At 43.1% G+C, this 13,053-nt stretch carries 6 protein-coding genes; all 6 read right to left on the bottom strand.

Going from position 1 to position 13,053, the window contains the following annotated elements:
* Window positions 1-20 precede the first annotated feature (20 nt).
* Window positions 21-509, bottom strand: coding sequence for a hypothetical protein (locus WC676_01955; protein ID MFA5059374.1), 489 nt, complete (start codon window positions 507-509; stop codon window positions 21-23).
* Window positions 510-649: 140 nt separating this feature from the next.
* The gene (sucD, locus tag WC676_01950; protein ID MFA5059373.1) at window positions 650-1,519 is read right to left on the bottom strand and encodes a succinate--CoA ligase subunit alpha; all 870 of its coding nucleotides are present in this window, start codon (window positions 1,517-1,519) and stop codon (window positions 650-652) included.
* Window positions 1,516-2,649, bottom strand: a complete 1,134-nt coding sequence (gene sucC / locus WC676_01945; GenBank protein ID MFA5059372.1) for an ADP-forming succinate--CoA ligase subunit beta — start codon at window positions 2,647-2,649, stop codon at window positions 1,516-1,518. The genes sucD and sucC overlap by 4 nt, the downstream gene beginning before the upstream one ends.
* A gap of 132 nt (window positions 2,650-2,781) precedes the next feature.
* Entirely contained in the window at window positions 2,782-3,318 is a 537-nt protein-coding gene (locus tag WC676_01940; GenBank protein MFA5059371.1) for a peptidoglycan-binding protein, read from the bottom strand.
* A 122-nt stretch (window positions 3,319-3,440) separates the two neighbouring features.
* Entirely contained in the window at window positions 3,441-12,293 is an 8,853-nt protein-coding gene (gene serC / locus WC676_01935) for a 3-phosphoserine/phosphohydroxythreonine transaminase (protein MFA5059370.1), read from the bottom strand.
* A 294-nt stretch (window positions 12,294-12,587) separates the two neighbouring features.
* Complete coding sequence (locus tag WC676_01930) at window positions 12,588-13,052, bottom strand: hypothetical protein (protein MFA5059369.1); 465 nt, start codon at window positions 13,050-13,052, stop codon at window positions 12,588-12,590.
* Window position 13,053: the final 1 nt, after the last annotated feature.

Here is a 13,053-nt window from a genome sequence, read left to right as displayed (position 1 = left end):
TCAAGTTCATTACGAACCTGCTAATGGTGTACCACGCGTATGCAAATCATCGAAACCGCAGACACTATTACTGGGGAAAAACACAAAATAAAGACAAGAACCTTAAACCATAAATTAAAACGTTTTAAGGAGGGGAAATAAAAATATAAAAGAACGGGAGCCAAAAAAAATGAAAGTGACAGACAAGAAAGGAACAGAATACAACCAATTGAACTGCCCCGACCACCTAACGCACATAGGCCGCCTGCAAAAAAAGGAACAGCAGCAATAGTTGGAAAAGGATAAAGATATTTAGCAAGAAATTCTGTCCATGGTTTACGAAAAAGCAGTCCGATGCCAATTAAAAAAATAAGGATTTGCGCGCAACAAAAAGCAAATTGAGAAAATAATCCCCAAAGTTCAAAATAGTTATCTGGACCTTCCAGTCTAATCATTCCTGGTCCATAAATAAAAAGGACACCGATCCCTCTCACTAGGGGTAAAGTTAAGAGAAAGCAATAAATAATCATCAACCATCGGCTTCTGTTTTCCATAACAGAGTGATTATATCGCATTTAACATAAGAAATTTAGTTAAATTTCAGGATGATAAAGCTTAGGGACAGGCCCCACTGCAAGCGGGGCCTGTCCCTAAAACATTTTTTCTTAAGTTATTTTAATTTTTTCGCTAAAAGACTGGGAATCTCATCGGGAAGATTGGCCACTTCCACGCCGGCATTTTGAAGGATCTTGATTTTCGCATCGGCTGTCGTATCGGCGGAGCCGATAATGGCGCCGGCATGGCCCATACGTTTTCCCGCGGGAGCGGTTTTTCCGGCAATAAACCCGACAATGGGCTTCTTGGAATTCTTCTTTATATATTCGGCGGCGATTTGTTCGTCTCCACCGCCTATTTCACCAACGATCACAATGGCTTTTGTATCATCGTCATTCATGAATAATTCCAAAAGATCGAGAAATCTTAAACCCACAATGGGGTCTCCGCCGAGGCCCACACAAGTGGATTGGCCGATATTATTTAAAGTGAGGTTATAAACAACTTCATAGGTTAAAGTACCGCTGCGAGAAAGAACACCGACATTGCCTGGTTTATGAATATGCCCCGGCATAATGCCTATTTTGCTTTTTCCGGGAGATATAAGCCCGGGACAATTAGGCCCTAAAAGTTTTATTTTGGTCTTTTTTAAAGCCGCCATCACCTCGATCATATCTAAAACCGGAACACCTTCGGTAATGCAAATCACTAGTTCTATTCCGGCGGCAATATCCTCTAACATCGCTGCTTTAGCAAATTTGGCAGGAACATAAATAACGGCCGCGTTTGCGCCTGTTTTATCTTTGGCTTCTTTGACCGAATTAAAAACAGGAATACCAAAAACATCTTGTCCGCCTTTGCCCGGTGTTACCCCCGCTACAACTTTCGTCCCATAATCCAACATTTGCTTGGTATGGAATGAGCCGTCATGGCCGGTTATTCCTTGGACTAAAACTTTTGTATTTTCATTGATCAAGATGCTCATACTTTTGCCAATCTGACTACTTCCTTGACGGCTTCCCGCATGGAAGTATGAATATTAATATTCTCTTTTGCTAAAAGTTCTTTAGCTTCTTTTTCGTTTGTGCCTGTTAAGCGAACCACTAGGGGAACAGGAATGGTGTATTGTTTCTTGGCTTCCAAAATTCCTTTGGCAATATCATCACAACGGGTGATCCCGCCAAAGATATTGATCAAGATAACTTTGACACTTTTGTTGCGCAAAATGATCTTTAAAGCGTTTAAAACTTTTTGCGGATTAGAACTTCCCCCCACATCTAAGAAGTTTGCCGGCTCTCCGCCAAAAAATTTAATAATATCGGTTGTTGCCATGGCAAGGCCGGCGCCGTTAACGATACATCCGACATTTCCGTCGAGCTTGACAAAGCTTAAGTCGTGTTCTTTGGCTTCCATTTCATCCGCGTCTTCATAAAGGCGGTCGCGTAGCTGAGCAAAATCCGGATGACGGCCAAGCGCATTATCATCGAAGATCATTTTACCGTCGGCCGCGTACCATGTTCCCGTGGCATCGATCACTAAGGGATTAATTTCTGCCAAAGAACAATCATTTTGATAGAACAAGGCTACTAAAGCTTTTATGATCGCGGTCGCTTTTTCTTGGGAAGGCTTATCAGAAAAAGATTTTTCGATAAAGGAAGGCCAACGGGCTTGATCAATTTCTTTTTTTCCTTCTAAATAAAATTTTTGAATTTTTTCCGGAGCCGTTTTGGCGGTTTCTTCAATATCAATGCCGCCCGCCGCGCTAAAGATGATCACCGCGTCGTTTTTAGTATTATCCACCGTAATAGCCAAATAAAATTCTTTTTTGATATCAATGGCCTGAGCCACCAGGATCTTTTCGACTTGAAAACCTTTGATGGATAATTTCTTAAGTGCGAGGTAAGTTTGTTCTAATTCTTGCGGAGTTTTAACAACCTTAATGCCACCGGCTTTGCCGCGGCCACCGACTAAAACTTGGGATTTTAGAACAACGGGAAACCCAAGTGTCTTAGCAACACTTTGGGCTTGAGATAATTCGGTCGTTATTTCAGCGTTAACTACGGGAATACCGGCTTTTTGAAAGAACAGCCGGGCTTGATACTCGTGGATTTTCATCAATAAAACTCGTAAATTCTTCTTTAGAAAACTCTATTAATTTTTGAACTGACGCATCATCCTATCACGCACAAATATCTTTGTAAATCCAAATCTTGCCTATACAAGCTCCCTATGTTTTTGAAATATAAACTATTCAACCGGAAGATAATTTAAGAAAAGATTCAATGTCTTTGGGCCTATTTTTCCATCGGGTTTAAGACCATTGGCCCTTTGAAATTCCCGTAAAGCCGCTTGGCTTTTGGGACCCATTTTCCCGTCAATCTTTCCAATTCCAAAGCCGGCATTTTTTAACGCAGTTTGAACGGTGGCCATGTTCACTTCTCCGCCGGAAACAAGCCCTGAATCGTTAAAGGCATTTAATTCCTGCCAGGTTGCCTTATCGACAAAACGGCTTACTTTTAAATTATGGTCTTCTTGGAATTTGGCAAGCATTTTGCGGGTGGCAGCTCCGAATTTTCCATCGGCCGTTCCGGCCCCATAACCGTGAAGCTTAAGAAGTTTTTGCAGTTCTTCTACGACTGGATTATAGATAAACGGAACAACTTCGCCTAAGATCTCTTTTTCTTCCGCGCCTTCCCTTTGGATGAGGCGATAAACAGCATCACACCCGTTAAGAAAAATGCAGGAAGACAAAATAACCGCGATGAAGAAATTTGATTTTCGCATAAGTTAGTTAGGATTTTATTACAGAACCGTTCTTTAAACAAGGACTAAAAGACGAATAAACAAAGACGGCGCTTCGGCTTTTCGCCGAAGCGCCGTCTTTATTTCCGCGGCTGTTTTAGGGCTTAATTCCCTGCTAAAACTAAATTCCCCGCTTCTTCCTCTTCGGAACGGATAAACAAAGAAGCGGTTGTATCGTCTTGTGTTGTTTTTGTGGTCTTTTGTTCCTTGTCCAGATCATTGACCCCTAATAAAAGCGGCAGATTTGGCATCGGAGCCATATTGATAATGACCGGCAAAAACCCTTCGATATTGATCGATTCAATGGGCTGCATCGGTAAGGGCAGTGGAACGCCATTCCCATCGCGCTTGATCTGCATATTCAAATAATTCGAATCAAGATTAATACCGCCCACCGGAGCTTCTTCTGCTGACTGGACGGGAGCAACTGGACTATTGTCATTGCTATATTTTATTTGAAAACGATTCATAAAATCAGCTAATTTTTGAACGCCTTCCATCGGCATACCGTTATAAATGCTGGCACGAATGCCACCCACCGCCGGATATCCTTTCAAGTCCAGCAATCCTTCCAAGGCCGCTTCACCGACGAATCTTTCCGTTAACTCTTGGCTGGGTAAGGTAAAGGTAATATTCATAATGGAACGGTCTCCTCTATTAATAGCTGTTCCATTATAAAAACCGTTCGAGCCATCAATTAAATCATAAAGCATTTTGGCTTTTTGACGGTTCACCTTTTCGATAGCCGCAACACCACCTTTAGCAATCAAGTCTCTGAACACCAAATTGGCCAAATAGATGTGATCGGTCGCGGGCGTATTCCACATCGATCTTGCGTCGGCTTGCGTTTTCCAATTGATCATAGAAAAAGTTCCGGGAAGCGCTTGGCCTAAAAGGTTTTTACGCACGATCACTACAGAAAATCCGGGAAACCCGAAATTCTTCTGTGCCCCGGCAAAAACAACACCTATTTTTTGCCAGTCTTCAGGGCTGATCTGCTGCGATAAAAGATCTGATGTCGCGTCTAAAACCAGTGGAATTCCTTTGGTGTCCGGCAAAGCCGCCCAGCGGGTCCCGCGAGTTGTATTATTCAATCCTAAATAAACATAGCTGACTTCACCCGCTTTGCCTTCGAACATCTCATCATTCAACTTCGGCAAATAGTTTAAGTTCTGATCTTCTGAAGTAGCAATGACCGAAACCGCTTCATTCACTTGCGCAGTAATTTCATCTTCCGTTAACTTACGGTCTGCTCGGGCTAAAACCATCGCTCTTGCCACTTCTTTGGCGTCGGCAATAGCGCGGGTTGTCCAGAGATCGGTATTGACATACAAAGCTTTTCCCTTTATTCCTAAAAGATTTAAAGGAACCGTTCCGTACATATCCGACGCGCTTCGGCCCTGAAGCAGAATTTCATAATTTTCCGGAACGCCCAATAATTTTCGTAAATTATCCATAGCTTCCTGATGGATCGCTAAATATTCCTCAATGCGATAGGTACGCTCAGAAAGATCAACACCTGTTCCTTGAAAATCACCGGTATCTTCTTGTTTTTTCATCATAACGGCCGTTGGAAGCTGTGCCGGCCCGGGGCTAAAACTATAAACATCCCGTTCAGGTTGTGCTGATTCTGCCACAACAGGTACCGCATCTTCTTCGGCTGCTACGTCAGCCTCTAAAACTTTGAAATCAGGATTTTCCGTCAAACGAACTAAACCGTCTGATCCAACATAAGCCTCAATATATTCATCAACTTTTTGCGTTGCCTTAACCAGATCCGTTTCACCCAAAGCCGCGTTGACCAAGTCAATGAGCCAGGGAAGAGCGGAAAGCTTTCCGGCATTGCCAAAAAGAAATTTCTCAACAACTACTCTGGCTATTGGAAGCTCAACTTTCTTAGAAGAGGCAAACACGATATCATCCGGAGCGTTTTGTAATTTCTGATATTCCTGTTCAACAACTTTTTGAATAAGTTCAGGCGTAAAATGATCACCTTCTTTTAATCCTAAAGTTTGACGATCGTCATCGGTAATCTCCGTAATAACGGCATTGGCTTCCATCCACTTTTTGGTGAGTTTGCTGCGCCCTTCACCGGTAGCCATGTCTTCCATAATAAATAAGGCTAAAGGATTGGAGAAAAGGTCCGCGCCTTTTAAGGCGGCCGCGGCTCGGCCGGTTAAGTAAGCATTCGCATATTGCATGGCAACACTTACTAAAAAGCGAAGTTCAGCAATAGTACGAGCGCCTTCTTTAAGCTCGGTTAATTGAGCAGCCGCTTGCGGAGTGTACTGTAATCCATCGATTGTTTCTCCTTGAAGATTTTCTTTTAAACCTAACTGATTCACTTTTCCTGTCGCTTCAAAAAGATTTTTCTCATAAACACTTCTTAAGCGCCCTACCATGCCCGGATGAGCCACCCAGGTACCGCTGGCACCGCGTTTTAATTCACGTAATTTAGCATTCTGGGCGATCATCATAGCGTTTTCGATAGCGGCTTCTCTATCTGTTTTGGAGATCGTTCCTTTGACAACCGGAATCTGCGGCTCCATACCACCGATCCAAAGAACAGAATCTCCGTTAACATCCGGCGTATTCACCGCGCGGACAACCCGACTTTCGTAGTTATACATAAAAGGATATGTCATCACCATTTCTTTAAAGTTGGGCGGAACCCATTCCTGGTCAAACATATTTTGTTTAACAACATCGGCAATATAGTCCCAACGGCCGGTATTGAACCCGACAAAATGTTTGCCCAAAGCGGCGCGCATTTCCATCAACTGAAATGTTTCTTCCAGCTGTTCGATCAATACAAAAACCTTAACTGTCCCGCGCTGCCAACCCATTTGGTCTTCAATGGCATCAATGATCTTAGCCATAAAAGCGGCTTCTTGAGCTGTTTGAAGCTTGGGCAAATAAAGCGTCGGTGTTGAGCCTTGTTCCATTAAAATAGGGCCAGCATTGACCAGATAAGCTGCCATATCCATAATGGTGCCCGCCACAGATTTAAAATTCCCCTGAGAACTCTTAAACTGCGTATGCCGGTCATCTAAATGCAATCCGCGAACACGATAAATGCGGGTTGTGAAATTATTATCGATCAGTTCTCTCCAATTCCAACTCGCATCCCTTTTTCCGGCTTTGATATATTCATTAGCAACCTCTTCGGCTATTTTTAGGAAAACCGGGTCTTTCTTGTAAGCCAAAGTTAAAGCGCGAATATTGTCCAAAGACATCGTGCCCAATTGCCCTAAGGCATCTTCGCCGTCGAACATCATGCCGTCCGCTCCGCTTAAAAGAGCATGGGCAACATTGCGCAAATCAGCCTCAGTCCATTGTTCTTTTGAAAATCCGATCTTGTCCTGCGGAGATTTAGCGGCGGGGCCGGTTAGCTGGATCCATTGACGCTGTAGGTCAGCCGGAATAGGAGCGCCTTCAAATTTTCCCGCTCTGGCATCTTTAACCGTAATATTTGTTCCCGGAATAACGGCATCTGATCCATCGGAATTTGTTTCGGATAAGAAATCGATTTTCTTACGATTAATTTGGCGATCCACATAACGTGTTTCACGGATCTCTCGTAAAACAGATAATTCTTCGCTTAGTGGAGCAATTTTTTCTAAAACCTGAACCACTTGCGGCGTTAAAATGTCTCCATACGCTTCAAAAACATTGCCTAATTCCGGATCAATACGGCTAACCAAGGCTGTTTTGTCTCCGGTTTCCAGCATCACCACATGCCCCGCGTCTTTTTTATCGCTGAAGATCGCGAGGTCGGCGGGAGTGACTTCAGTTTGTGTAATAGAAATAGTCGGGGTTGACCCAAGCGCATTGATAATAAGTGTTTTGACGCTTGTTCCTTCTTCCGAAGACGTAGCGCCTTCTATGCCAAAAACACCGTTGGTGCTGATAAACGAAAAAGCTCCCATCACGCTACCTTGAACATCCGCTTGAGTAAATAATTTCTCTCCACCCAAAACATCTTGAGCATCATCGCGCAACATGACAATATCTTCAATCTCATCAGACCAAAAACTATAACGCAGTGAGTGGTCATCAACTTCCACTCCATCGTCGTCTTTATTCATCTTACCGCTATAAATGCGTAAAGCTCCGACAGCACCGCTTGCCTTTAATCCACCGGCGATGGCTAAATTCATAAACCCTTCCGCCGAACCGCCAATGGTGATCATGGTTTTATGAACACCATACTCTTGCCCTGTCGCTTGTTTAAACATTTCCGGCGTCATAGAAGCCTTAAGGCCGTGAGCCACCGTTCCATCCTTGATGGTAGTAACTTTCAAACCTTGAATATTGAACGTTTCTTTGGCGCTTTTCAAGGCCTGCAATAGTTTTTCTTCGCGGACACGATCCATGACCACAATTTCTTCTTGTAAATCGCTTAACAATTGATTGCGGCTGCGAGCTAGAAATTTCAAGTATTCAATGACCATTTCCGGAGCCACCGCATAAAGCTCGGGATCATAAAGCGCGTAGTCTTGGCCCTTGACACTGACTTTAATTTGTTTGAATTCATCGGCCTTGTCGCCCAAATTGGTTTCAAATTGTCCCACGTAACCGTCGGGCGCATTGCCTAAACTGGCAACGCCTGGCCCGGTCACGATCACGCTGGTAGAACCCGATTCGGAATCCTTGATGCTGGATGTCGTATGATCGTTAGAATTAGTCACGAACATATTTGTTCCTTCGATCACATCGATAACAGCATTAACGATCGGATATACTTTTTGGTCGGTTTCAGAGCGATAAACATCGCTTCCAGTCACAACCGCATCATAGATACGATTGATCTCTCCTTTAAGATTCAAAGGCACAATAACTTCATTGGATTTAAAACTTTCCGCGACTTCATCGCGCCCAAAACCTTCACTCACCCGTACCATTAAAATAATGCCTTCGTCTTCCGAAATTTTCTGGAAGATGCGTTTAGCCATGGCATCGGCGGTATCTTTAATAGCGCGGCTGATCTTGGATAATTCTTCTTTGGTGAGAATTTCTGACGCGTTTGGTGAAATTTGTCTTTGGGCTAACATCGCTACAACCGCTTCAATTTCTTCCTTACCTGTTCTTTGATAAAGATCAGAAAAAAGAAGATTAAGCGATAGAAGCTTTTGTTCGGCGTCAACGCCTTCTTTCTTTAAAATATCATTAACACGCTTTAAGGCACCGCGTAATCCTAAAGCCGTCAATTGCGCGGCTGTTTTATTGACTAAGTCAACCGGAAATGTAACCGAAAGCTTGTTCAATCTGTCTTGTTCCGGAGGTGTTAATGTCACCACATGGCCTTTGTCGGCTTTTGGAGTAGCTGGTTGAAACTGCGCCATGGTATCGCCCTTACCGGTCGCACCCGTTGCCGATGAACCGCGCGCGACTAAATTATCCTGAGCGCCAACGCGTTTGACACCGGCCGCCGCTTGATGTTCTAAGAAACGAGAACGGTGTTTTTGCTCTTCAGCTTGCCCGACCATAACAAAACCGCCGGCACCGGATTCTTTAAGCCTTTTTCCAGCCTGAAACATCGCCAGTGTGCTGATATGATCTTGAAAGATCGTCACAAATTGGAAACTAAAACCTGCCTTGCCCATTTCACTGCTAAATTCCATAATGGCGTCAAGCATAGCCATAACATCCGGACGATATTCACGCCATGTCTCCCAATTGCTCCAATCAAAATTACCAAACTGCATGGCTTTTTTGACATTGGCGATTTGTTGCGCGGTTAATGACGATTTCCAGTTATCCGGATTAAGCCAATTAAAAGAAGGTGAAAGATTAATGGAAAAAAGAACGCCTTTTGCCTTCGGATCGGCATTAACATTATCTACAAAAATTTTTGCTTGTTTGACGTCGGGTTTTTCCTGTTCCATCCAGCTACTATCGGCAATGGTAGCAAAGATCCTTTGTCTGACCGCGGCAAACGTTGCCCCCAATTTTTTGTTCAATTGATAATAGCCTTCGTAGGTTCTGGCTTTTTCGGCATCCCAATTAATTTCAACGCCGAATTTCTTAGCCAAAGCTTTTAATTGATCATGGGAAAGGGTATTTTTAAGAGGATCTGTTGCTTCTTTCCATTGCGCAATAAGTTGTTCCTTGTTCTCAATCGTACTTTGACTTAAAGATTCAACGACTGCTTCACCATACGTCTTTAAGCCGGCTTTTTGGCCCCATGTTTCGGTTAAGGCTTCCATGGCTTTGACTTCATCGGCAATTTTAGCGGGCTTACGATTTAAAACTTCTTCAACGGTCATTGTGCTTCCGTCTTGAGCCTTAAGAATTGTGCTGAGCTTAATAAGATCGTTTTCATTAAATCTAATCGATTCCGCATTATCCCAAAGCCAGCCAGCTGTCATCGGAAAATTATCGTGCTCGGTAAACAATTCATCGTTTGGCTCTAATCGTTGGCCGTTAACTTCTCCGCGTAAAGCCCATACCTTTTGTATGGCAGCAGCAATATCCGGAGATTTCTGAGATAATTCATCTACCAATTGCTCCGGAGTTTTAGGCGAAAGGATGTCTTCCAATTCTCCGTCCTTGATCCCGGGAATAAGTTTTCGGATTTCAGCGATAAGATCATCATTTTTTGCTCTCTTATCAAATTCGGCCACTTCTCGACGAGCTAGGCGGATCACATAGGACAAAGAAGGAAGATTTTGGTTGGTCGTTCCGGTAATAAAATAATGGTCAACGGGGTCTTCGTTGGTTGCTAAAAGATTGGCAGCTTCGGCGTCGGTACGGGCAATGATCATAATTCTAGAGAACAATTCATCGGCCTGTTGCCTGGCATTAAGCAATCTCATGAGATGCTCACGGGTTGATACCAAAACTTTTCCTGCCATGTGCCCACATTTCTTTAAGCCATGCGCCTGATCTTCTAAGTGAATAGCCGCAGCACCAGCCTCAACATAAAGCTTGACCATTTCTTTAACGGCTTGATGTCCGGTATCACCATCGGCAAAAATAGGGATAAGATAATCTACCAGGTGCGTGCTTAAGAAACCAAACATACCATCGCGGATACCATCCCTCATCTTTTGATCTAATTTTCCTTTTTGAGCGATCGCATCAGTAATAAGAGCTTCCGCGTACTCAGAAATAAGTTTAGGATTATAGCGAAGATCGTTGATAAAGATCGCGTCATCGCTTTTAATAATACTAATAAATTCTTCAACCCACTTATCTTTCTGTTGTTCTATTTCAAGACTGTCTTTTTCGTGTATAGTTGTGAACACCCTCGACATAAGTGTTTCTAATTTATTTGACATCGCACGCATACGAATTTGCTGATCTTGATCCTTATTTACTAAGAACTTATAGATTTCTTTTATATTCTTGGCAATAACGTCATAAGGGTACTTGGCTAAATCCGGCCCTCCCCAATGATTGGAAGCTTGCCAGCCGCTGAAATAAAGCGCCGTATGTCCGGCTTCCGCCATCGCCGCTGCCGATGGGCCATCCATAACACCACCGGTCGCGATAAACGATTTATTATCTTGGGCTATTTTCATTGCTGCAAATAACTTATCCGCTAAATAATTAGAAAATTTTGGTTCTGCGACAGCTACTTCTCGTCCCAATAGATCCGCAATATCTTTTGCTGACCAAGTACGGCGAATACGTTCAAATCTTTTTTGATTCATAAAATCTGTAACGGCAGACAAAAGGCTTCTGACCATACCTGCATCTTTTTTGTTGGATAGAGGAGAAGGAGGTTCATTAGGTTCGGTTAAATTAGTATCAAAATTTGTAACAGTGGTTGGCTCGGAAACAAGTTTTGCCACATCGTTTCTGGCATCAGCGGGCAGTTGGGAGACTGTTTCGGCAATCTCAACCCTTTGAGAGAGAGGAATACCATTTAATTCCGTCCCGTACCCACCGGAAATATATTTGCGTTCAATGGTTTCTTGAGTATTGGGGTCATAGTCTTCTTTAATATAGTTGTAGACGCCTTGCTTGAAGGCGGCTAAATATTGCTCGTAAATCTTTTCTTTAGCGGATGTATCTTCAAGGTTAATTCCTAAAACCTTGCTTTTATCCACATAGATTTTGCCTAATAAACTTTCTTTTAAAGCTTTTTTGTACCAAGTGGCCAAAATAACGGCATTGGTGATTTGGCGCAACAAAGCAAAGTTTTTTCCTTCATTGACTTCTTCTTCAATAGCCGGAATGATGACTTCGCGCACAACCGGTGAGGTTACGCGGCTTAATTCTTTCACTTTGGCGGCTTCTAAAATATCCGTACCTTTTTCGGTGTTGGAAAGATTGTTTTTAACCGCCAGATAATCTTCTTCCAACAAAACCTTTAAATGGCTGTCGGCGACAATGGCCATGCCGTTGGTTTCAAGAACAGTTGCCTTCTCAGGAACGATCCAGACTTTGTTGAAAGTATTGATGGGGATTTCTGTTGTGCCATACAGATCGAAAGCTTTTTTGTAGACTTTATCCCAGAATTTCTTGCCTAGATCGTTTTCGGGATATATAAGAGACGCGGCCAGTTGTTTTAAAAGATAATCTTGGCCTAAAAGGTCGCGGCCTAAGTCGGTTAAACCTAATTTTTCGGGAACAATGCGCCCTTTTTCGTATGGAGAAAGGTTGACCCAGAGGTCTTTTTCTGGAATGGTGAGGGCGGCTAAAAAGTACTTGATGGATTGCATAGCTTCTTTTTTCAGCTCTTCGCCTTTAACCTTTTGGTCGCCGCCGTGCATAATAAAACCAAAATGAAGCGGATTTTCAGGGTCAATTTCAATGCCACGAAGTAAAGGCGGCGTAAAGACAGGACTGGGAAGAAGCATGGTTCCCGGAACGGGTAAGTTGATATTAAAACTTTGTGCGTAGCCCATGGGCGGAGTAACAAGGCTGGCGACAAAAGTGATCAAGACAAAGAAAGAAATAAGCCTAAAAGACATATTGTCTTTTCTGCGTTCTATATAACTAAGCATGCATCCTCCATGTTTTTTTGAGGGTTAAAAGTACTAGATTTAGAATGGGTTAGGTAATTTGACATTATAAAGAAAGCGGTTTTCTAGACTAAAGCTTTACAAAAATACCACACCTTATTAGAATGTCAAGTTTTTTTTGCCGATGGGAGAAAACGCAAAGCGGGGGCTAGAATTTAAAGATCTTAAAGTCTTTTAAAAAGTTTTCTTAAGAAAAAATGAGCGGAAAAACGGAGGGGCGGTTTTTCCTATAGGAAAAACCGCCCCTTATTCTAATTTCTGATCAAAAAAGATGAATTATAACTGGTTGGTAATGGATATGAGGCTTAATTCACCGTTGACGTCTTTGGCTGTCACTTCCACCTTGGATTCATTGCCTTCCGCTTTCAAGAATTCTTCTATTTTGGCTGAACTTTCTTTGTCAAACTTAGAAAGCTTACCATCCGCATAGATAGAAAATCCGGAAGCCGCGCAATCAGGTTCTAAAGCACAGGTTTTCGGATGTGTCGGTGCAAATTCGGCTAAGTCGTTCTGATGAGCCTGGGCGCACATATTGTCCAAAACATAACCCTGAAGGACAACAACTCCCTCATCTGTCGGCATCGCCTCTTCAACTGCTTCGTCTACCGCCATCGCCTCGTCAACAACAGGTTGATCGGCCACAACCGCATTCACATCAGCGTCCATAACCGCTTCTTCTTGCGCAAAAGCAAATGAGGCAACGAGACATAATGCTAGGATCATATAAATCGTCTTTTTCATA

The organism is Candidatus Omnitrophota bacterium (assembly GCA_041649175.1).
GTDB lineage: Bacteria > Omnitrophota > Gorgyraeia > Zapsychrales > JBAZNR01 > JBAZNR01.
This window is presented reverse-complemented; position numbering and strand designations above follow the sequence as displayed.

What these genes read in the sequence shown, in the direction of transcription:
- WC676_01930 (MFA5059369.1), bottom strand. Translation starts at nt 13,052, where the DNA reads ATGAAAAAGACGATTTATATGATCCTAGCATTATGTCTCGTTGCCTCA.
- WC676_01940 (MFA5059371.1), bottom strand. Translation starts at nt 3,318, where the DNA reads ATGCGAAAATCAAATTTCTTCATCGCGGTTATTTTGTCTTCCTGCATT.
- sucD (MFA5059373.1), bottom strand. Translation starts at nt 1,519, where the DNA reads ATGAGCATCTTGATCAATGAAAATACAAAAGTTTTAGTCCAAGGAATA.
- WC676_01955 (MFA5059374.1), bottom strand. Translation starts at nt 509, where the DNA reads ATGATTATTTATTGCTTTCTCTTAACTTTACCCCTAGTGAGAGGGATC.
- serC (MFA5059370.1), bottom strand. Translation starts at nt 12,293, where the DNA reads ATGCTTAGTTATATAGAACGCAGAAAAGACAATATGTCTTTTAGGCTT.
- sucC (MFA5059372.1), bottom strand. Translation starts at nt 2,649, where the DNA reads ATGAAAATCCACGAGTATCAAGCCCGGCTGTTCTTTCAAAAAGCCGGT.